Source organism: Acidobacteriota bacterium (assembly GCA_016196035.1).
Lineage (GTDB): Bacteria > Acidobacteriota > Blastocatellia > RBC074 > RBC074 > JACPYM01.
Genome location: JACPYM010000097.1, coordinates 16,778 through 39,759, shown reverse-complemented (window position 1 = coordinate 39,759; position 22,982 = coordinate 16,778). Strand labels below are relative to the sequence as shown.

Annotated in this window: 11 protein-coding genes and 1 pseudogene; 2 read left to right on the top strand and 10 right to left on the bottom strand. The window is 59.5% G+C overall.

The window, feature by feature from the left end:
• On the top strand, nt 1-2,198 hold a 2,198-nt coding region (locus HY011_27920; GenBank protein MBI3426774.1), incomplete at its 5' end, for a SpoIIE family protein phosphatase.
• Nucleotides 2,199-2,426: 228 nt separating this feature from the next.
• On the opposite strand, the gene HY011_27915 is transcribed toward HY011_27920, so the two are convergent.
• From HY011_27915 to HY011_27905, 3 genes and pseudogenes are all read right to left on the bottom strand, one after another.
• Nucleotides 2,427-5,765, bottom strand: a complete 3,339-nt coding sequence (locus HY011_27915; GenBank protein MBI3426773.1) for a protein kinase — start codon at nt 5,763-5,765, stop codon at nt 2,427-2,429.
• 383 nt (nt 5,766-6,148) lie between these two features.
• Nucleotides 6,149-6,715: pseudogene (locus HY011_27910) on the bottom strand (transposase).
• Between the two features lie 252 nt (nt 6,716-6,967).
• On the bottom strand, nt 6,968-7,549 hold the full coding sequence (locus HY011_27905) for a sigma-70 family RNA polymerase sigma factor (GenBank protein MBI3426772.1): 582 nt from the start codon (nt 7,547-7,549) through the stop codon (nt 6,968-6,970).
• Between the two features lie 538 nt (nt 7,550-8,087).
• On the opposite strand from HY011_27905, the gene HY011_27900 reads away from it, so the two are divergent.
• Nucleotides 8,088-13,610 (top strand): putative Ig domain-containing protein, encoded by a 5,523-nt coding sequence (locus HY011_27900; protein MBI3426771.1) that lies wholly within the window; start codon nt 8,088-8,090, stop codon nt 13,608-13,610.
• Nucleotides 13,611-14,024: 414 nt separating this feature from the next.
• Here the strand turns inward: HY011_27900 and HY011_27895 are convergent, their stop codons facing one another.
• The 7 genes from HY011_27895 to HY011_27865 all read right to left on the bottom strand — a co-directional run bounded on the left by HY011_27895 (nt 14,025) and on the right by HY011_27865 (nt 22,861).
• Complete coding sequence (locus tag HY011_27895; protein MBI3426770.1) at nt 14,025-15,779, bottom strand: hypothetical protein; 1,755 nt, start codon at nt 15,777-15,779, stop codon at nt 14,025-14,027.
• 144 nt (nt 15,780-15,923) lie between these two features.
• Complete coding sequence (locus tag HY011_27890) at nt 15,924-16,928, bottom strand: GDP-mannose 4,6-dehydratase (protein ID MBI3426769.1); 1,005 nt, start codon at nt 16,926-16,928, stop codon at nt 15,924-15,926.
• Between the two features lie 293 nt (nt 16,929-17,221).
• Entirely contained in the window at nt 17,222-18,466 is a 1,245-nt protein-coding gene (locus tag HY011_27885) for a glycosyltransferase (GenBank protein MBI3426768.1), read from the bottom strand.
• Nucleotides 18,466-20,376: an asparagine synthase (glutamine-hydrolyzing) gene (gene asnB, locus HY011_27880; protein MBI3426767.1), complete on the bottom strand. Its 1,911-nt coding sequence runs from the start codon at nt 20,374-20,376 to the stop codon at nt 18,466-18,468. The genes HY011_27885 and asnB overlap by 1 nt, the downstream gene beginning before the upstream one ends.
• 232 nt (nt 20,377-20,608) lie before the next feature.
• Nucleotides 20,609-21,205: a hypothetical protein gene (locus tag HY011_27875; protein ID MBI3426766.1), complete on the bottom strand. Its 597-nt coding sequence runs from the start codon at nt 21,203-21,205 to the stop codon at nt 20,609-20,611.
• A gap of 147 nt (nt 21,206-21,352) precedes the next feature.
• Nucleotides 21,353-21,919, bottom strand: coding sequence for an alpha/beta hydrolase (locus HY011_27870; GenBank protein MBI3426765.1), 567 nt, complete (start codon nt 21,917-21,919; stop codon nt 21,353-21,355).
• Nucleotides 21,920-22,390: 471 nt separating this feature from the next.
• Nucleotides 22,391-22,861: a hypothetical protein gene (locus HY011_27865; GenBank protein MBI3426764.1), complete on the bottom strand. Its 471-nt coding sequence runs from the start codon at nt 22,859-22,861 to the stop codon at nt 22,391-22,393.
• Between the last annotated feature and the right edge of the window lie 121 nt (nt 22,862-22,982).

Sequence of the window (22,982 nt, the reverse complement as noted above, 5' to 3'; positions counted from 1 at the left end):
CCGTGGTGGCCGCGTTGCTGCCCTCTTTGATGACGGAAGTGAAGCTGCATTCCAACGGCAAAGAGGGCCGGGTCATCGTGCAACTCACGCCGCAAGGCCGCCTGATTCGTTATTGCCGCGAGCGTTGCGGCGGCGACATTCAAATTGATCCTGATCCGGGTGGTCGGCGCGAACGCGAACGCGAAAAGACCGAAGAAAAGGCCGCCACCACCGCGCCCACCGAAGCGCCCCCTAATCAGGCGCTGGCTGAGACGACCTTCAATAGTTTCAGCGGCGCCGAGCAGGCACTGTTTGCGCCAGCGCCGCAATTAACGCGCGACCGCCAGAACGCCAAGTTCACCTGGACAGCCACGTTTGCAACGGATGACCGGCTGAAATTGCTGGCTGAAATTTCGGTGCGCGGCGCACAGGTGCGCGAGGTCGGGTTTGCGCCCAATTTCAGCGAAGCGTTTCAGCACGAAGCCGATGCCAATAAAAATCCGACCCAGGATGTCTTAAAAACGCTGCTCGGCGTGTTGCTCTTGCCCTTCAGCATCATTTGTCTCTTCCTGTTCTTTCTGGGCTGGGGCAATGGCGAATTGCTGCATCGTTATGCGCTGCTCAATTTCGCGTTCTGCTTTCTCTTCATGCTGCTGTGCAGCTATTTCGGCGGCTATCTGGATGATTTGAATGTTGACGTGCCGATCAAACAGGCGGCGCTGGCGGCCCTCGTCAGGTTCGCCGTGCTGGCGCTGGTGATGTTGCTGTTCGCCATCCCGCTCTATTTGTTCTGGGCCAGCGGCCATTCGCTGGCGGCGCGCGCCCAGCTGCGGCGCACGGTGGCGTATGAATTGTTGATACAAGGGCGGCTCAAGTCACGCTACCTCTGGGAACAGATTGCGGTGGGGGTCTTGCTGGGCGGCGCGTTGGCGGCGCTGCCCTTTTTGCTGAAGACCTTGCCGTATCTGAATGCGCTGCGTTTCGGCATCCGGGATTCATACAGCCAGATCACGGCGCAATCACCCGTGCTGTCCGCGTTGACGTCTGACCATCTTTTCAGCGTCTTCCTTTTTTTCAGTTTGATCGTGCCCTTGCTGGCCGCCTATTTGCCGCGCGCGTGGGCGAGTTTGGCGGTGCTGCTGGCCGGCACAGTCTGGTTTTCGGGCGAAGCCTATTTCGTCGCTTCGCTGCCCGCCGCCTTGCTGTTTGGTGTTTGTTTAGCGGCGGCCTATTTCACGATCTACCGGCGCTTTGATTTTCTCGCCGTGCTGGTGAGCGCCCTGAGTTCGCTGGCCGTCTTGCAGGCGCGCGGCTTACTGGCGCAACCGCTGCCCGCCTTGAAAAACTCCGGCTGGACGGTGTTGGCAGGTTTAGGCGTCGCGTTGGTGATTGCGTTGATCGGCGTTTGGCGCGGCCAGGAACTGCCGCAGACGGCATTTGAACCGTTGTTGAAAGCGGCCAACCGGGCCGAACGCGAACGCTTGAAAGCCGATTTGGAAGTCGCCAGCCGCGCCCAGCAACAGATGCTGCCCGGCGCGCCGCCGCAATTGCCCGGCTATGACATCGCGGCGATTTGTACGCCCTCCAAAGATGTCGGCGGCGATCTTTACGATTTCATCAACCTGCCCGATGGACGACTGGGCATCGTCGTTGCCGATGTTTCGGGCAAAGGCGTCCCGGCGGCGTTGTATATGACGCTGACCAAAGGCCTGCTCGCCTCGGTCGCCGAAGAACAAAGCGATCCCGGTAACATCCTGCGCGAGGTCAATCGCCATCTGTATGAAGCCTGCCGCAAGAAGGTGTTTGTCACACTGTTTTTAGGCGTGCTCGATCCTGAAACGCGCACGCTCACTTACGCCCGCGCCGGTCACAATCCCACCGTCTGGCGCAGCCCGCTCCGCAATGCGACCGAGTTGCTGCGTCCGGCGGGCATGGGGCTGGGCTTGAATCAAGGCAAGATTTTCAACGCGACCTTAAAAGTAGCAACACTGCAACTCGCCGCTGATGACGCGCTGTTTTTCTATTCCGACGGCATCACCGAAGCCATGAACGCCAAACAGGAAGAATACGGCGAAGAGCGTCTGATGGCCGTGGCCGCACAAACCGACAAGCTGAATGCGGGCGCGGCGCTCAATGCAATCATGGCGGATGTCAAAGCGTTTTTAGGCTCAATGGCGCCGCAGGATGATCAGACGTTGGTGGTGGTCAAGGTGAGTTAATTTTTGCCAGCCAAAAGACCGCAAAACGTAGGGGCAGACCTGTGTGTCTGCCCCGGTCGCTTTTGCAGCCTTCGATGCCGTCTGCTGCCACCGGGGCAGACACACAGGTCTGCCCCTACGTTGTCATCACCGGATTTTTTGCAGGAAGCATTTATTTGGTGAGAGTCTGTTGCTTCTTTTGACGCGGCGCGTCTGTGGACGATAGGTCGGAGTCAGAATCAACCAGAGTTACTGGCCGCCCATACCCGTCACTTCCTGCCGCGTCGCCGCGCGCCAGAACCGCACGACACCATCGGTGCCGCTGCTGACCAGCGTCTGGCCGTCGGGCGCAAAAGCGACGGAACCGACCGCGTCGTCGTGGCCTTTCAGCGCGATGATCTCCTGCTGCGTCGCGACATCCCACAATCTGACCATTCCTTCGGCGCTGCCGGTCGCCAGTCTGGTGCCATCCGGCGAAAACGCCAGACAGCGAACGTGGCCCGCGTGCCCCTTGAAGGTGCCGAGTGCGCGGCCCGTCGCCACGTCCCACAACTTCGCCGTATTGTCGGCGCTGCCGGTCGCCAGCGTCTTGCCATCCGGCGCAAAGGCCAGCGCCAGCAGCGGCTCTGTGTGACCGTTGAGCACCGCCAGTTCCCGGCCCGTGGCACTGTCCCAGAGGCGCGCGACGTTGTCGTAACCGGCGGAAGCCAGGCGTTTGCCATCCGGCGAAAAGGCGACAGCGCGCACCAGCTTGGTGTGTCCTTTGAACGTGAAGAGTTCCTGCCCCGTAGCAGCCTGGCAGACCTTCACCGTTTTGTCCGAGCTAGCCGTCGCCAGCCGTTGGCCGTCGGGTGAATACGTCACGGCGTTGACCTGTGCCGTGTGACCTTTGAAAGTCATGAACTCTTGACCGGTGTCCGCATCCCACAAACTCACTTTGCCGTCCCGATTTCCAGTGGCCAGACTTTTCCCGTCAGGCGAGAAGGCCAACGATGTGAGGTCAGCCCGCTCGGCGATGGTCACGAGTTCCTGGCCGGTGGCGGCATCTAATAACCTGACGGTGTAGGTCTGACCTGTTACCGCCAGTATCCGGCCATCGGGTGAGAACAGCGCAAAGGCTTGCTGACCACCAAGAAACTTGAGCGCCGTGAATTCCAGCGCAGCGGGAATGTCCCATAGCCTGGCGGTGTGGTCATCGCCGCTGGTGATGAGGCGCTGGCCGTCCGGCGCAAAGGCCACTGACCAAATCTGGCCCAGGTGGCCTTTCAGCGTAGCCACTTCCTCACCCGTCACCGCCCGCCACAACTTAACGGTGCGATCAGCGCTGCCCGTCGCCAGCAACTTTCCATCTGGTGATAACGCCACGGTTCTGATCTCACCGGCGTGACCTTTGAACATGGCGAGCAGTTTGCCGCTGCTGACCTCAAACAATTGCGCGAAGCGGTTTCTGTAACCCACTGCCACGCTCTTGCCATCCGGCGCAAACGCCACCGACAAAACGGCACACGCAAATTCATTGAAAGCGCGCAGCTCCCGGCCCGTGGCGGCGTCCCACAATTTGAGGTTAGGGGTAATGGCGTGCCCCGTTGCCAGCAGCCGGCCATCCGGCGAAAACGCCACGGCATTGACCCAACTGGCGTTGCTTTGCAGGCTGCGCAGTTCGCGGCCTGTGCCCACGTCCCACAATTTCAGCGTGTTGTCGCGGCCGCCAGTAGCCAGCGTCTTGCCGTCCGGCGCAAACGCCACGGACATCACTTGGTTGGTATGGCCGTTGAAGGTGAGGAGTTCGCGCCCCGTCGCCGCGTCCCACAATTTCGCCGTGCGATCCCCGCTCGCCGTGGCGATGCGCTGACCGTCGGGTGAAAAAGCGATCGCCCAGATGTTCCCCGTGTGTCCGCTGAACGTGGCCAGTGCGCGCCCGGTGGCGGCATCCCACACGCGCAGCTTGTTATCGGCACAACCCGAAGCAATGCGTTGGCCATCAGGTGAGTAACCCACCGCCCAAACGTCGCTCGGATGCGGCAGGCTGTAGCGTTCGCCGTGGCGATAGGCCAACCGCCACAGGTGATACCACTCGAAGCCACGCAAATCCTCTTCGCCGGGCTGGGGTTTGGATTGTTCGAGCAAATCGCCCAACTGCTCCATGTTGGCGATCTCCCAGGCTTGCACGGCCTGATGCATTTGCCCGGCGTAAGCCAAGCGGCGATTCACGCGCGCCTGTTCTTGTGCCACGCGCGCCTGCCAGGTCGTGCCGATAATCCCGCCAATCAGCGTCAACAGGACGAGCACGGCGGTACTCACGCCGAGTTGGTTGCGGCGTACAAATTTGCCGATGCGGTAACCAAACGTAGCGGTGCGCGCCAGAATCGGTTCCCCAGCCAGATAACGCCGCAGGTCTTCGCTCAATTGTTCGACTGAGCCATAACGGCGCGGCACTTCTTTGTTCAAAGCGGTCAGCGCGATGAGGTCCAGATCGCCTTTCAACTCGGCTGGCAAAACAGGGTAGGGGCCGACCTGCGTGTCGGCCCCGATGGCGTCAGACAAACCCGCAGACGTCAAACCCCGACCGGGGCCGACACGCAGGTCGGCCCCTACGGTACGTTGGCAGACACGCAGGTCTGCCCCGACTGTACTTTGGCCCATGCGCACGCTGGGCGGCAGGGCTTCGTCTTCGCAAACGGTACGGATGATTTCGGGCAACGCCTGGCTTTTGAAACGATAGGGGGATTGGCCGGTCAGTAGTTCGTAAAGCAGCACGCCCAGGCTGTAAACATCGCTGGCCGTGGTGATCTGTTCGCCACGCATTTGCTCGGGGCTGGCGTATTCGGGCGTCATCAACTGTGTCCCGGTGAGCGTCGCATGCGCCGTAAGCTGGTGATGTTGCGGGTCAAGCAGTTTGGCGATCCCGAAATCCAGCAGCTTTGCCTCACCCGCCGCTGTGACCAGAATGTTGCCGGGTTTCAGATCGCGATGAATGATCAGGTTCTGATGCGCGTATTGCACCGCGCCGCACACATCGCGGAAGAGCGCCAACCGCTGGGCCAGCGGCGTCTTTTGTTGCTGGCAGTACTGCGCGAGCGGCACACCCTCGATGTATTCCATCACCAGATACGGCCAGCCTTGCTCCGTGTTGCCGCCGTCCAGCAAACGCGCGATGTGCGGATGATCCAGATTGGCCAGAATCTGCCGCTCGCGCCGGAAGCGCCGCAGCAATTCCGGTTGCAGCGGATTGGGCGAAACCAGTTTGATGGCGACCTGCTTTTGATAAACATCATCGTCGCGCACCGCCAGCAGCACTACGCCCATGCCGCCGCGCCCCAACTCGCGCAAAATCCGGTACGGGCCGATATGCTGTCCCGGCGCAACGGCGGACTCGGCGCGTTGCAACGCCGCGCTCATTTCGGCGACCGGCGGCGCTTCAAAGAAATCGTCGGCGCGCGCGCTGCCAGCCACCAGCGACAAGACCTCTTGCCGCAACGCCTCGTCCCCGTTGCAAGTCTGTGCCAGGAAGGCCGCGCGTTCAGCCAGTGGCTGTTCGAGCGCGGCTTCGAGCCATTGGTCAACTTGTTGCCAGCGTGCCGGTGTCATTACACATTTCCTGTTGCTGCCTTGTCGCTCAACCGTCGAGGGCAGACCTGCGTGTCAACCCAACAACATAGGGGGCAGACCTGCGTGTCAACCCAACAACGTAGGGGGCAGACCTGTGTGTCAACCCAACAACGTAGGGGCAGACCTGTGTGTCTGCCCCGGTCGCCTGAGACGAAATCGAATGCGCTAAACACCACCAGGGCAGACACGCAGGTCTGCCCCTACGCGCCGGGAACCTCTTCCTCCCGATATTCGTCATCAAAATCGAGGATGAAATTGAGTTCTTCCTCCGTTATTTCAAACTTGCTCGCAAGCAGCAGCCTGACCTGTTCACGATCAGGCGCACTAGCAAAGGAATTATCCCGGTCATACGGCCACAGCGCGGGATTTGCGCGAATGTATTGGCGAATATTCTGCAATGACCGCAGACTGAAAATGGTGTGCTCGTAATAATTGCGCTGCCAGAGTTTGCGTTCAAACCGCGGCCAATCCGATTGCTTGACTCCGCGAATGTACTCATTGGTGGTCATCGTCTTGAACCATTGCACGATTTCCGGCAAAGGCGCGCTCTTTTCAGGGAGCGCTGCCAGGGCTTGTGTGATGTGGTCGTTTGTTTTTCCTTCGTAGAAAAGGTCTTTCTCGCGCTTGCGCCGATCCACGATCACAATGATGCCGTGCAAGTGATTCGGCATCGTGATGTGCTCATCCAAATCCACCAGTGGAAACTTGCGCGTCAACTCCTGCCACCATTTTTCAACCATCCGACCGGCCTCGTTCAAACTCATCTCGCTCGTGCTGACCTCTCCGAACAGGCATTTTCGCTGCTGCACACAAAAAGTCACAAAATACTTGCCCGGTGCCGAATAATCGTACCCGCGCAGGCGAATCGAGCGACGACCATGCTGGGTTCTGACGCATCCGAATTTGTCTGATGCGACCGGGGCAGACACACAGGTCTGCCCCTACGCTGAAATGCCGGAATCATTGCGCGGCCCCTGTTTGCATTTCACGATGCGGCCACAGCTTCGCTTTTCGGGATCGTATGACATTGGATTTCTACCTATCAGGGCCGACCTGCGTGTCAACCCCGACAACGTAGGGGCAGACCTGTGTGTCTGCCCCGGTCGCTTTTGCGGCCTGCGATTCCGTCTGCTGCCACCGGGGCAGACACACAGATCTGCCCCTACGCTGAAATGCCGGAGTCATTGCGCGGCCCCTGTTTGCATTTCACGATGCAGCCACAGCTTCGCCCTGGCCCATTCGCGTTTCACCGTGATGGCGGCGATACCGAGCACGTCGGCGACTTCATCAACCGTCAGGCCGCCGAAATAGCGCAACTCGACGATGCGGCTCTTTTGCGCGTCAACGCCCGCCAGCCGGTCGAGCGCCTCATCCAGCGCCAGCAGGGTGGCCGAGCGTTCGGGCGCAACGAGCGCCGCTTCTTCCAATGCCATGCGTTGCACGGCGCCGCCGTGTTTGCCCGCCTGCTTTGTGCGGGCGTGATCCACCAACAGATGGCGCATTACCTGGGAGGCGACGGCAAAGAAATGCGCGCGATCCTGCCATTCGGCCTGGTGGGATTGCCCCACCAGCCGCAGATACGCCTCATTGACTAACTCAGTTGTTTGCCAGGTGTGGCCCGGATTTTCGCGGCTCATCATGCGGCGCGCCAGGCTGTGCAATTCGGTGTGTACCAGCGGCAACAGTTGATCGAGCGCCGCCTGATCGCCCGCGCGCCAGGCTTGCAAGAGTTGTGTGACGGGGGTTGTCGCGGTCTCAGACATGGAAAGCCTTTCCCCTGGATACGGCGCAATCGTGTTGCGGTGGCGGCGCATTCTAACAAGCGCCCAAGCAGGTTGCCTATGTTCAATGGGGCTGAGCCGTAGAAAAAATTACCAGGGGGTGAGACGGCGCAGCCATTTTTTTCGCTAAAGAGTATGCAAATCAAAATTTTCTTCCTGTAAAAAATCCGGTGACGACAACGTAGGGGCAGACCTGGGTGTCTGCCCCGGTCGGGTCAGACGCCCCCGCTTACGTCTAATGCCACCGGGGCAGACACCCAGGTCTGCCCCTACGTTGTCACCGAAAAATTTACAGAAGGAAATTTTTCTGCCTGTAAATAATTCGGGAGTGCCCCCCCTGGATGCGCAGTTACGATTTTTATAGGGTAGCGCCAAGTTTCTGCCCTGATGTTTTGCCTGTTTCTGCCATACCAACATGAAAGCACGAAAATAATTACCAGCGGTGAGACGGCGCAATCATTTTTTTCGCTAAAGAGTATGCAAACCAATTTTTTTCCGTCACACAACAAGGAGAAATGCCATGTTCATTAGCCCAACCCGTTCGACTCGTCGCATCTTGTTTTGCTCAGCCCTGACCCTGGCCGTCCTGCTTTTCAGCCTGGCGCAATGGCGCGGGCTGAAGCCTGCGGCGGCCGCGCCGGTATTCACTTGCGCACCCCCGCCTGCCGGACTGGTCAGTTGGTGGCCGCTCGACGGCAACGCGAACGACATCGCCGGCGGCAATTCAGGTGTGATTGAAGGCAGCGGCCATTCCTTCCCGGCTGCCGAAGTCAATCAAGGCTTCAAGAGCGGCGGGCAAGCCAGTGTCGTCCGCATCAACGATAACAGCAGCCTCGACCTGACGACTTTGACGATTGAAGCCTGGGTCAGAGTGGATGCCAACAATCTCTTCGGGATGGACATCGTCTGGAAAGGCAACAATACGGGGGCGACCTTGAGTGGAGCCTATACGCTGTTTGTGCAGGGCACCGGTTCATTAACGGATCAAGGCAAGCTCGGTTTCACGCTTTCCGACGGCGTCAACTTTCAAACCATGTACTCCACGGCTGTTATACCCGTGGGCGTCCTCACGCACATCGCCGCGACTGCCTCCGGCTCGGAGATGAAGCTTTATCTCAACGGGGTGCTTGATCGAACCGTCGTGCAGACCGTCACGCCGCAGAACAACGCGAACCCCTTGCAGATCGGAAGTGAAAGCAATGCGGCGGCCAACAATTTTTTCAATGGCGTCATTGATGAATTGGCGCTGTACAACCGCGCACTCACCGTTAGCGAGATTCAGTCCATCGTCGCGGCGGGCAGCGCGGGCAAATGCGTGAATACTCCACCGGTGATCATTGCGGGCGCCACCATCACGCGGCAACAAGGCACGGCTGGCAGCGCCGCCACACTGTCCACCGTGAGCGATGATCTGACCGCCGCAGGCAACATCAGCGTCACGGCAACGACCGTACCGGCGGGCCTCAGCGTCACGAACATCGGCAACAGCGGCGGCACGATCACCGCGACCGTCGCTGCCGGGTGCACTGCGGCCGTTGGCGATAACACGGTCGTGTTGACCGCGACTGATGGCAACAACGCGTCTGCGACGGCCAACTTCATCGTTACGGTGACGGCCAATACGCTGCCCACGCTCAGCTACGGCAATCAAAGCATCACGGCAGGCAGTTCGACGACAGTCAGCCCCGCGACGGCCAGTGACAACGGTTCGATCACCGGCTACGGCATCGTCAGTGTGTCGCCCGCGCTCAACAACGCGCCGACAGTCAATGCCAGTGGCGTAGTGGCAATCAGCAACGCCGCGCCGACCGGCCTGCACACGATCACGGTGCGCGCAACTGACAATTGCGGCGCGACGAACGATGCCAGCTTCACGCTCACGGTCAACTGTCCGGTGATGGCGCTCAGCCCCAACACGCTGCCTGCGGGCATAACAGGAGTGCCGTACAATCAAAGCCTCTCGACGACGGGCGGCACTGGCGCGGTGAGCTACAGTTTGAACGGTGGCAGCGCCTTGCCGGGGTGGCTGATGCTTTCGGCGGCGGGCGTGCTGTCGGGCATGCCGCCGCAGGCTGGCAACGCAAGCTTTACCATCAGAGCAACCGACAGCAATGGCTGCGTGGGCCTGCGCAGTTACGCATTGAGTTGGGCTTTTGTGATTGGCGGGATGCCGGTGACGACAGTGGGGCAAGCGCAAGTCACTCTTGGCCCGGATGGTTCAGTGCTCATTTCCGGTCTCAACAACCCCGGTCTGAATGGCTACACGATACAGCTTGGTCAGGCCACAGGTGCGGGAGTCACGCTGGAACCAGCCGCAGACCTCAGACCCAACGGCAACACTATTGCGATGCAGACACACGGGCAGATAAACGGCTTGGCAGGACAAGTCATCGCCACTGCCAGTTTCACGGGCAATGGGATGGATGTGATTCACGCTGTTGACTTCTCCGGCATCGGCTCAACGCAATCCCTCTTCCAACTCTATGGCGCGACGGGCAATCTGTTGCTCGCCTTTGTCGGGCCGAACCTGTCTCCGTTGACGATTGTCGGCGGTGCTTCACCTTACACCACTGCCGCGAAAAGTTATTACGACTCCCGTTCCAATACCGCGAAAGCTACTTTTGTAGATCCGAAGACGGTGCGCGATGCGTCCAACCTGCCGACGCCCAACGTGACGGAGATCAGCGTAACGGCGCTGAATCCCACCGCCCTCGTCAACTTTGTTTCCAGCGCCACCGTGCTGGCCCACATGGATCAAGGCACCATCGCCGCCAGCCATCCGGCAGTAGGCGCATTCGGCTTACCCTTTGAAAGTGCGCAGCCGCTGCTCCCTGGTCAGACGCAAACCGCCATACTGTCAGCCGGGCCTAGCGGTCTCACCGTTTCGAACATCGGCAGCAGCGAGCTGGACGGCGTGAGCATTATGTTAGGTGATGCGGGGGCCACCCAAGCTTTGGAGGCGTTGTTGGCCGCGTTTCAGGCTGGAGCTATCGCCGCCGGATCAAAGATTGTGACCAAGGCCACCGGCACGGTCAATGGAACTCCCAACCAAACGTTGGGCATGCTGAAATCAATCGCGACTTCAGCACCGCTACGTCCAACAACCACGCCCAAGCAAGCGCAAAGCACACCAGTGGCCGTCACCAGCGAGATTTACACCGTCACGGCGGACTTCGGCGTCATCCCTTCCGCCACGCAGCGCGTGCAGGTTTACAACAACGGCGCGCTGGTGATTGACATTCCCGGTCACACCGGCGCGGTCGGCACGACTTCGGCCTGGCCCATCGGCTTCGGGCAACGGGTCGCCGCCAACGGCGGCAATCGGCCCAACAGCAAACAGGTTGTCGGCTTACCCGGTTTCATCGCCAGCTATCCGGCCAGCACTGTCTTCACGATCAACAACACCAACTACACTGGCGACGAATTGCGCGTGACCGCCGAAGGCAGCGGCGTCACGATTGACGGCCTGGATAGCGTTTCATTGACCGCCGCCGACATCTCCGAATTCACCATCACGGATGTGCAGGTCGTTCCGATTAACAACCCGCCCACCATCGCCGCCGCCACCGTCGCGCGCCAGCAAGGCAGCCCAGCCGCCAGCGCCACCATCGCCAACGTCAATGACACCGAAGACGCCGAGAACACCCTGAGCATCAAGGTCAACAACGCCACGAGCGCGACTGTCAACAGCGTCACCATCTCCGGCCTCAGCGTAAATAGCGCGGGCGGCGTGACCGCCAACGTCGTAGCCGCCTGCGGCGCAACCAACGCCAGCTTCGCCTTGACCGTGACCGACAGTGGCGGTTCGTCAGTCAGCGCCAACCTGAACGTCACTGTCACGGCCAACCCGCCGCCGACACTCGGCTACGGTTCACCGCAAACAGTCGGAATCGGCCAGGCGCTGACCATCACGCCAATCAGTGGGCCGAGCGACAACGGGTCAATCAACTCCATCGCCCTGCTGAGCGCGGGCGGTTACACGGGCGGCCTCACGGTCAATAGCACAACCGGCGTGGTCGGCTTGACCAACGCTGCCCCGGGTGGAGCATTTGTCATCACCATCCGCGCTACCGACCAGTGCGGGGCGATGGCCGACGCCACCTTCACGCTCAACCTGAACTGTCCGGCCATCAGCCTCAACCCGGCGGCACTGTCCAACGGAACGGTCGGTGCGGCCTACAACCAAACGGTGAGCGGGGTGCCCGCTGGCAGCTACGGCTACAGCGTGACGAGCGGCACGTTGCCGAATGGCTTGACGCTCAACGCCAGCACGGGCGCGCTCAGCGGCACGCCGACGCAGGCGGGCACGTATGCCTTCCGCGTGACGGCGGCGGTGGGGCTGAATTGCAGCGGCTTCCGCGATTACACAATAGTGATTGCTTGTCCGGCCATCACGCTGGGCGCGTTGAGCAATGCGACGGTGGGCACGGCCTACAACCAGGCCATCACGGTCAGCCCGGCAGGCAGCTATTCATTCGCGCTGGTGGTGGGCAATCTGCCGAACGGCTTGGTGCTCAACCCCAGCACGGGCGTGCTGAGCGGGACGCCGTTGGTAACTGGCACGTTTAACTTCACGCTGCGGGCGCAAGCGGCAAATGGTTGCAGCGCCACGCAGGTCTATGCGCTGGCGATCACTTGCCCAACCGTCACGTTGTCTCCGGCCAGCTTGCCGAATGGAACCACTGGCACGGCTTACAGCCAGAGCATCACGGCCAGTCCGGCGGGCGGCAATTACACCTTTGCCGTGACGAGCGGCGCGCTGCCAGCAGGCTTGGCGCTCAATCCGGCGACTGGTGTGCTGAGCGGGACGCCGACCGCGAATGGCTCAGCCACTTTTACGGTGACGGCGACCGGCTTTGGCGGTTGCACGGGGAGTCGCAGCTACACTGTCGCGATCGGCAACGGCGGTTGCCCGACGATCACCTTGCCTACCAGCTTGCCAAAGGGCAGCGTCGGGCAACTCTACTCGCAAACGATCATCGCCTCGCCTCCTGCCAGCTACAGTTACGGGCTGACCGGCACGCTCCCACCGGGCGTGAGCTTCTACAACGCGGCGGGCTTGCTCTTTGGCTACCCGACGGCGGCGGGCAGCTACACCTTCACCATCACCGCCACCAGCAACGGTTGTTCCGCCAGTCAAAGCTACACGGTGTTGATCAGCACGAACATGGCGGCGTTGGCCTTGCGCAACGATTACGATGGCGATGGCAAGAGCGATCTGGCCTTGCTCGCAGCCAACGGTGAATGGCGTATTCAGCGCAGCGGCGAGCAGCAGGCGCAAACGCTGCAATGGGGCACGACGGGCGATGTGTCGCTGAGCGGTGATTACGATGGCGACGGGAAAACCGACATCGCGGTTTTCCGGCCCGCGAACGGCACTTGGTACGTCAAACGCAGCAGCGATGGCAGCGCCTTGGTCAAAGCCTGGGGCCTGGCGACGGATGTGCCAGTGCCGGGCGATTACGACGGCGACGGCAAGACGGACATCGCCGTCTTCCGGCGCAGTGGCACTTGGTTCGTCAACCGCAGTTCGAACGGCTCCTTCCTGATCCTGACACACGGACAGCAGGACGACATCCCCGTGCCTGCCGATTACGATGGCGATGGCAAGACCGACTTGGCCATCTTCCGGCCCGGGGCGATTGCCCCTGCGCCCAATTGGATCATCCTGAACAGTTCGACGAACACGGTGACGAGCATTCAATGGGGCGCGGGTTATGCGCCGTATTTCGATACGCCGGTGCCTGCTGACTATGACGGCGATGGCAAAGCGGACTTGGCGATTTGGCGCGGGGCCGATTCGATCTGGTACATCCGCAAGTCATCGGATGGCGGGTTCATCCTGGATTCGTGGGGCGCGAACTATGCGCCGTACTTCGATATTCCGACGCCGGGCGATTATGACGGCGATGGCAAGGCGGATATTGCGGTCTGGCGGCGGAGTGGTACGTGGTTCGTTAAACGCAGCAGCAACGGCAGCTTCCTGATTCAAAACCAGGGACAAAGTGGCGACATACCTGTGCCTGCTTACGGTATGCGCTAAATCGAAGCTCGCAACATTGGGACAGTACCGCGCGCGTCAGCCAGCGGCCACTCGCGCCACGTGCCGCTTGCCGGCGCGCGCGGTACTGTCCCGTATACCAATCCTGTGTGCTTTGATTTAGAAACAGCCGCAGCGTCACCAAGTCACAGCGCGGCTGAGCAATGTGGTAGTGGGTCAATGGGGAGAAAGCCAAGCCGCAGATCAACGCGGGGCACGCAGATCAATTGAATGGCCAACAGGTTTGATCCGCGTTTTTCAGCGGCCATCTGCGGCAAGACCTCCCCTCTTTGAGCCACTACCAGCAATGTGACTGAAGGTTACGGCATCGGCTTCCGTCCCCTAAAACAAAAGGTGAAGCGGCAACTCGATTGCGCTTCACCCTTTGTTTTATTTGCAAGGCCAACGCTTGCCAGCTTACTCAAGCTGAATGCGCAGGCGTTTGGGCGCCAGGCCCAGGCCGCGCAAAAAATCCAGCTTGCTTTCGGGCACTTTGATGCTGGAAACCAGCACTTCACTGACGCCGTGTTCTTCCACCAATTCAGGCAGCAAGGCACTGGAAAAGATGCGATAGCCGCGCATCAGTTTGCCGGCTTTGCGTTCGTCGTCGTCAATAAAGCCGATGGGGCGGTAATGCAATTCGGGATGATTGACCAGTTCGCGGATCAGAAAATCGCCGCCGTCGCCCGCGCCATAAATCAGCACGGGCCGGGCATTCGGTTGCGCCACGCGTTGCCCCACCAGCAAGGCGGCGAACAGGCGGAACGACAACCGGCTGGCCGCGATAAACACCAACAGCAACAAGGCGTCAATGATAAACACCACGCGCGAAGGCCCGCGAAACCGGTAGGCCGAAAACACCATCAAGGCACTGACGGCCACTCCCAATCCGACGGCGCGCGCCAGCGCCAGAAAATCGTCAATTCCGATGTAGCGCCACAAACCGCGATAGATGCCGCCCGCCAAAAAAAGCAGTAATTGAATGGCGATAATCAGCGGCAGCGTGCGGATGAAAATATCCCATTGTTCGGCGGGCAATTCGCTCTCGAAGCGCAGCAGATAGGCGCCGAAATAGGCCAGCACGATCAAACAGAAATCGAGCAGAATCTCAAAGACGCGCCGTTTGTAGGCGAAATCTTTCAGCACATTGACCAGTTCATTCCCGTGATGCCGACCGTCTGCATAAACGCGCACTTTGCCGAGATACAGCCCCAGCATAATGATCGTCAGCGCAAAGCCGGAGGCGACTAACACCGTCACTTCCAGTCGCGCGCCGCGCACCAGCAAGGCCAACGCGCCCGACATCGCCGCCAACACATACAGCACCAACACGGCTTTGCGTTCGGACATGCCCAGCGCCACCAAACGATGCGAGGTGTGATCGCGCCCGCCCTGCGACACCGGACGGCCCGCCCCCTTGCGCGTGATCGTCACCAGACAGGTGTCGAAGATGGGAATCATCAGAATCAGCACCGGCGTCAAAAAGACCGAGGCCAGGTTGCGCGTGAAGCCGTAATTGCTGAGCAAGGCGATGCCGCCCAGCGTGTAGCCCAAAAACATGGAGCCGCAATCGCCCATAAAGATCGAGGCCGGTTTGAAATTGAAAACCAGAAACCCCAGCAGGGCACCCGCCAGCAGCACGGTCAGCATGGCTTCGTAAACCTGACCGTTTAAGTAGAAGGTGAGCGAAAGATAGACGCAGGCAATGAGGGAGATGCCGCCGGCCAAACCGTCCATATTGTCGAGCAGGTTGACGGCGTTGGTCAGCCCGACCAGCCAGAAAATCGTGATGAAATCATTGAGCAGTTCGGAACCCGTCAATTGCAGCCGCAAGCCGCTATAGACCGTGATCGCCGCCGCCACCAATTGCATCACCAGTTTGATGTAGGGTTTGAACTGAACCAGATCATCCAGCAGGCCGGTCACGAACAGCAAGGTGCCGGCCACCAGAATCGCCACCATCTTTGGCGAATGAGGGAAGACCCAAAAGTAACTGGTCAGAAAGGCGGCATAAATCGCAATGCCGCCCATCAAGGCGGTGGGCCGCTGATGCCAACGATCCTGACGCGGCGCGGCAACAAAGCCAAAGCGGGTTGCCTGCGCGCGTACCAGATAAGTCAAACCCAAGCTCAACAGCAGAGTGAAGGCGCCGACACTCGCAGCAAGCCACATATACTTCTTCTCCTGAGAGATGGCCCGCAGGCCGGAGTTGCCGAACGGACTGCCGGTAGATCCGCCAAACTACGCGCCAACCGCAGCAGCCGCGCCTGCTCCAGTGACGTCATAAGCTTCAAGTAATTGATCCAGTGAGTAGGGCTAAGTGCGAAACGCAGGTAAGATCGTTCCGCTCCGATTCGCTAACTTGACGCGCTGCGACTCTATCACACTCGTGAGAATTTCGTCCAAAGTGAAACTCGGTTGATAGCCGATTAACCGCTGTATCTTGCCGATGTCAGGCACGCGCCGCAACATATCTTCAAAACCCATTTCATACGCTTGCTCGTAAGGCAGGAAAACGATGTCCGAAGGCGAGCCGGTCAGTTCCCTGATGCGCTCGGCCAATTGCAACATCGTCACTTCCTGTGTGCTGCCGATGTTATAAACCTCGCCCACCGCCGCAGGATGCCCAATCAATTTCATCAACGCCCCGACAATGTCATAAACGTGCGTAAAGCAGCGCGATTGCGTGCCGTCGCCATACACGGTGATCGGTTCACCCTGCAACGCCTGCCGCACGAAATTCGGAATCACCATGCCGTATTGCCCTGTCTGGCGCGGGCCGACCGTGTTGAACAGGCGCACGATCACGGTCGGCACCTGTTTCTCTTTCCAATAGGCGATGGCCAGGAATTCATCAATCGCCTTGGAGCAGGCATAGCTCCAACGGCCTTTGTTGGTCGCGCCCATCACCAGGTCGTCGTCTTCGTGAAAAGGCACCTGTTCGCGTTTGCCATACACTTCCGAAGTCGAAGCGACCAAGACGCGTTTACGTTTTTTGGCCGCCAGTTCCAGCACGACTTCGGTGCCGCGAATGTTGGTTTCGATGGTGCGCACCGGGCTTTCGACAATCAGTTTGACGCCCACCGCCGCCGCCAAGTGATAGATCGCATCACACAGATCCACCAACTCCGCCGTCAAGCGCGTGTTGGTGACGGTGTCTATGTGATAGTGAAAGCCGGGAAATTCCTTGAGGTGTTGGATGTTTTCGACCGAGCCGGTCGAGAGGTCATCAATGACATAAACCTCATCACCAACCCGCAGATGCTGTTCGGCCAAGTGTGAGCCGATAAATCCGGCGCCACCCGTAATTAATACCTTCATCAATTCTCCTGAGATTTTAGGATTGCGCAATGCGCAGCTCGCCGGGGCAGTATAAAGGGCCGCCCGCCATCAACCAAAAGCTTTGCCAAGTTATGCTGTCAAGGCAGGACCTTTGCAGAGCCGCCAGTGCAGGCGCCTGAACGGTTTGGCTGACTCCTGATTCCTGACTCCTGATTCCTGATAAACTAAAAATGACGGCTGATTTTCAATTTGTCAGGAATCAGGAGTCAGGAATCAGGAGTCAGCCAAGCGTCTTGGCGGATGTTTTGAGGACTTTGCTAGAGCCCTGGCCGTCAAGGAGCCATTTCGCGGTAGAGTACCGCAATGTCGCGTAACAAACGTTCGCGCGACAGCGCCGTGCGCACAAATGCTTGCCCCTGGGCGCCCATTTGTTTGCGCAATTCAGGCCGGTTGAGCAAATACCGCAGCGCTTGCGCCAACGCTGTGACATCGCCGCTGGCCGCCGTCAGCCCATGTTCCCAACGGGTGAACCCGTCCAGCGCTTCAAGCTGCGCGCCCAGAATATCCACAACGCCGCCCACCGCCGTGGCCAGCACCGGACGCCCGCTGTTGAGCGCTTCGATTAAGGTCAGCGGCGTGCCTTCATTCAACGATGTCAGCGCGACTAAATCCAGTTCTTGATACAGCGCCGCCGCATCGTCGCGAAAACCGGTGAATGTCACGCAGTGGCGCAGCTTCAATTCATCCGTCAAAGCTTCCAACGACGCGCGCAATTCGCCATCGCCGATAATGAAGCAATGCAACCGCTCTGGCAGGTCAGGCTGCTGCGCTTGCAAATACGCCAGCACGCGCAATAACAACGCGTGATTTTTGACCTCGCACAAACGCCCGACAATGCCCAACGTCAAAGGCTCCTCCGCCAGCCTGTATTGCGCGCGCAACGTTGGGCCAGTTTTTGGTCTTTGCGCTTCGGCAAGATCAATGCCCAAGGGGATCACGCGGAATTGCGCGGTGCGGCCCACGCCGAAAACTTCGTTGATCTCGCGCCGCTGCTGCTGGCTGATCGTGATGATGCAATCCGTGCACAGGCGCGCCAGCACGCGCTCGATCCAGACAAACAGCCGGGTTTTGGCCGCGCCGTAATAGCTATGAAAGATGTGGCCGTGAAAGGTGTGCACGACACGGCACGGGCGTGGGCACAGCCACAACGCCGACGGCGTCAGCCATTTGTAAAGCCAGGCGGCCACACGCCCCGCCGCTCCGGCTTTGGCTTTGTGCGTGTGGATGATCTGTGGTTTCAAGCGCCAGAAAACGCGCAGCAGTTTGAAAATGACGAGCAGGTCGCGCGGGCTGAGCTCGCGGCTCATCTCTTTGATGATCAGCGGCTCAATCCCGGCAGCCGTGGCGAACCAGGTCATATCGCCTTCGTGCGGCGGCACGGTGCCGGTGATCAAGGTCGTTTCAAACTCCGCCGGATCGAGTCCGGCCGTCAGCCAGGTCACGTGTTTGGCGGGGCCGCCGACGTTGAGGCGGTCAATGATGCGCACGATTTTGAGGCGGGAGGAGGTGGCGTTCATCAGTCAGCGATAAACTCCCGCTGCCACAATTCCAACATCAACAAGCTCCAAAGCTGAAACGCATAATCCGCCCGCCCCGCCTGATGTTCCGTCACCAGACGCTCAACTTCGGCGCGCTTGAAATAGCCGCGCTGTACGGCTGTGGGCGATAGCAGCACATCGCGCACGAAGTCGCGCAACTCGCGCCGGAACCAGGCGCCGACCGGGACGCCGAAGCCCATCTTGCGCCGGTTGACGTTTTCCGGCGGCAACAAATCGGCGAAGGTGCGTTTGAGCAGATGCTTCAAATCCTTGCCCGGCGCTTTCAGGTGCGCGGGCAACCGTGCCGCCAACTCCATCACCTCGTGATCGAGAAAGGGCGAACGCGCTTCCAGGCTGTTCGCCATCGAGGTGATGTCCACTTTGACCAGCAAATCAAACGGCAGATAGGACTGCACATCCACGGCCATTGCTGCGTCAATGGGATCAATGGCCTCTGAATTTTGCAGCACTTCGGCAAACAGCGCATTCAAATAGCCGTCCCGCGTGCCGTTGAGTTGCGCCGCAAATTCGGGACTGTAAAGCGGCAGCTTGGTTTCGGTGTGAAAGAAGCTGAGCCAGCGCGTGTAGCGTTCGGCCATCGGTTGCGCGGCCACACTGAGGAAGCGCCGCAGCGTGCGCAACCGATTTTTCGGATCAAGCGAATCCGGGAGGAGGCCGCCGAGCGTGCGTCCGGCCCAAGCCGCGCCCGGCACGGCCTGCATCCGTTCGGCGACGCGATTGCCTAGATAACGTTCGTAACCGGCAAAGCTCTCGTCGCCGCCATCGCCATTGAGCGCCACCGTCACGTGCTGGCGCGTCAGTTGGGCGACATAAAACGTGGGCAGCGCCGATGAATCGGCGTAAGGTTCGCCATAATGCCGCACCAGTTTCGGCAAAATCTCCAGCGCGTTGGGCTGGACGATAAATTCGTGATGCTCGGTCTGCCACTTTTGCGCGATGCGCCGCGCGTGCTCGGTTTCATTGAAGGCCGCTTCCGCAAAGCCAATCGAAAAGGTTTTGACCGGCTGCCCCGATAACTGCGCCATCAAGCCGACGACGATGCTCGAATCAATCCCGCCGGACAGAAACGCGCCCAACGGCACATCGCTGATCATGCGCAAGCGCACGGCTTCGGTCAGCACAGCCCGCAACTGCTCACCCGCTTCTTCGGCGCTCAGCGTCAGCTTCGGCTGATAGGCCAGCGACCAGTAACGCTCAACGCGCGTGGTGAAGCCGTCCGGCGTCACGTCGAGCGTCAACCAATGCGCGGGCGGCAACTTGAAGACGCCCTGATACGCCGTGTGCGGCGCAGGGATATAGCCATAGCTCAAATAAGCATCAATGGCTGCCGCGTTCACAACGCGCGGCACTTCAGCATCGGCGAGCAAACCTTGCAACTCTGACGCGAACAGAAACCGTTCGCCCGCTTGCGCGTAAAAGAGCGGTTTCTTGCCGACGCGATCACGCGCCAGCAACAAACGCTGGCGACGCGCATCCCAAATTCCAAAGGCAAACATGCCGCGCAAATGTTTGACGCATTCGACGCCCCATTCTTCGTAGGCATAAATGATCGTCTCGGTGTCGGTGCGCGTGCGAAAGCGATGGCCGCGACTTTCCAATTCCCGCCGCAGTTGCTGGAAGTTGTAAATTTCGCCATTGAACGTAATCCACACGCTGCCGTCGGCATTCGACATGGGTTGTTTGCCCGCTGCTGACAAATCAATGATGGCCAAGCGCCGGTGCCCAAACGCGCACAGACTCGCCACACCAGCCGCCGGCCAGACGCCCCAGGCATCCGGCCCGCGATGCGCCTGCGCATCCAGCATCGGTTGAAGCTGCGCCGTCAGTTCCCTGCCTGTCGTGGCCACGATGCCAACAATCCCACACATAAATTTCCGGTCAAGATAGCAGACGAAAGTAAGACGAATGAACCCTGGTGCCAGCTTAAAGGCTCTGTGCGACTTTAGCCAATCCATTCGCAGCGTCAAGGCGGCGGCTGAGGTTTGGCCTTCGGGCAACCGAGAAAGTGCCGCGTGTGTGGCAGAAGCTGAGGGAACATAGAGAGAAAGACAGCGGCAGATTTTCTTTCTGTGAAAATTCGGGCAGCAGCGTGGGCAGGTGTTATTGCCCCGCAGTCTTGGCTTTCTTCAGCAACAACTCGGCCACGCGCTTGAAATTGTCCTGGAACACAGCCTGATTGGCGTCCTTGTGCTGCGCGCCCAACTGCGCCGCCCGTTCATAGTTCGCCCGAGCCAGTTCCAGCTTGCCACTTTTCTCGTAAGCTTCTCCCAAGCTGTCATACACATTGGCCGATTGCGGATAGCGTTCGACATTGGCTTTGAACGCCGCGATGGCCTCATCCGCCCGGCCCGCGCGCAGCAGTTGATAGCCGAGTTGGTTGACCAGCGCTTCGGGCGGGGCAATGGTGAAACCGTAACGCTCAGTCAGCTTGCGGTAATGCTCGTCCACGCCATGCAAGCCGCCAATGAGCGCGCCGGTCGCCGCGTCGGCGGGCATCTGCCACTGCTCGAAAATTTTGCGTAAGCCGTGATAGTGGCTGCGCAAAGGAACGGTGCCGTGATCTTCGTCCAACAGCAGCATGGAATCCCACAAGAAACCTGATGGCTTTTGCTTGGCCAGGAGTCCTTTGAAATTCTCGAAACCGCGTTGCATGTCGCCGCCTTCATTGCCCAGCGAGAAAAAGAGCGTGCGTTTCAATTCCTTGCGGTCTTTGAAAAATTTCTCGGCCTGCCGCAAGACCAGATTGTTATCCCAGGGGAACGTAGTACTCCATCAAGCTGAAAATGAGGGATGTAGGGCGGGATTTAATCCCGCCCTACATCCCGGATGCGCTCTCAGCATCCATCACTTACAGCTTGATGGAGTAGTAGGGCTAACGGCCAGATAGGCGTTGAACAACTCGGTGTGATTCAAAAAGGTATGCAGGGCCAAGAGGCCGCCAAACGAATGCCCGGCGAAGATGCGATAGGGATGCGTGCGATAGGCGCCTTCGATTTGCGGGATCAGTTCTTTTTCGATGAAGGTCAGGAACTTTTCGGCCCCGCCCGCTGTGGGGAAATTGAGCGGCTCTCCGTTGGCCGCATCACGCAACGCGCCTTTGGTGGGTGTCAGGTCGCGCGTGCGGTCGGTGTTGTTGATCGCAACCACGATCATTTCAGGCATGCGGCCATTGCGCGCGAGAAATTCAATCGTGCTGTTGGTGTGCTCGAACTGCGCCGCGCCATCGGTCATATACAACACCGGATAACGCAATTCATTCTGTTCGTAGCCGCGCGGCGTGCGTACCAGCAACGTGCGCACTTCGCCGAGCACTTCGGATTTGAGCGACAATTGCACGACCGTCTGTCCCCAGCCCGGCACAGCCAACAGACAGAGAACCAAGCAAGTCACAAACGGTAGCTGGCGTTTCATGTTTTTCTCCTTCAATACGGTGGCAGCTATGAGCAAGCCGCCAATGGTTTCAGGTCGCAAGGTTGTTGCGATGAGCTTGTCCACAGTATAGCCAGCAACCACGGGCCGAGTCGTGGCAATTTGCGTTGCAGAAAGAGCTTTTACGAGTTTTTACAAGCTGGTTGTGCGGACAGCCGCCCGCTTACGCCGGGGCCGTCAGCAGGTCTGGCGACAGGAATTTATTCAGCATGCGCCGGGCTAAATCAAGCCAACGGGGATTGGCACACGCCCAGCAGATAATTGATCACATCTGCGGGGCCGTAACTGTTTTTGTGCGGGGGGCAGGGACCGAGCGCAGATGACGAGATCGTCGCCGCTAGTGACGGGCGGCGGCTCGACATAGCCATCCTTGTTGAAGGCCTTGTTGAAGGCGAATCCCACCTTGAATAATCAACGGCCAAGCCATGTGCGAGGCCTCAACAGTCACGCGCTTCAGTCGCTCGAATCGGCCCGCTTGCTCTTCGCCCCAGCCGTTCTGACCTTGATAGCGACTTTCGCCCGGCCATTCCCCAACTGAGTGAGCGGGTACTGTCCGGGCAAGAGCGTGATTTCCTTGAAGCCCAGGGCCTCAGCCGTCTGCGCGTCAAGTTTCGTCTCTTGCTTGACCTCGTAAACTTTTTGCGCGGCGGTTGGTTTGAACTCGGCCAGCAACTGCCTGCCGTTGACGGTGATCTGGGCGCCAGGGTCTGCCAACCGCGTCGCGCTGGCGCTGCCTGAAACCCACTTGCAGCCAATTTCTATCGGGCAGCATTTGATGTAACACTCGATGTGCCCCTTCTGTTTCATGGCTTCTTGCGCGCGGGCGATTGACGGCGGAGAGGACGCGCCCAACAAAGCCCAGCCGACCAGCACCAACGTCGCAGCACTGCTGCGCAAGTGTGACCAATCCCAAGTAGTAATCATGGCAAGCTCCTTTTTTGTATTAGATCGGTTTTCACTACGATGTACGGGAAAACCGCGCAGCGAGACAGTACCGCGCGCGTCAGCAAGCGGAGCTTTGGTAATTTAGCCAATGGTGCCAGCT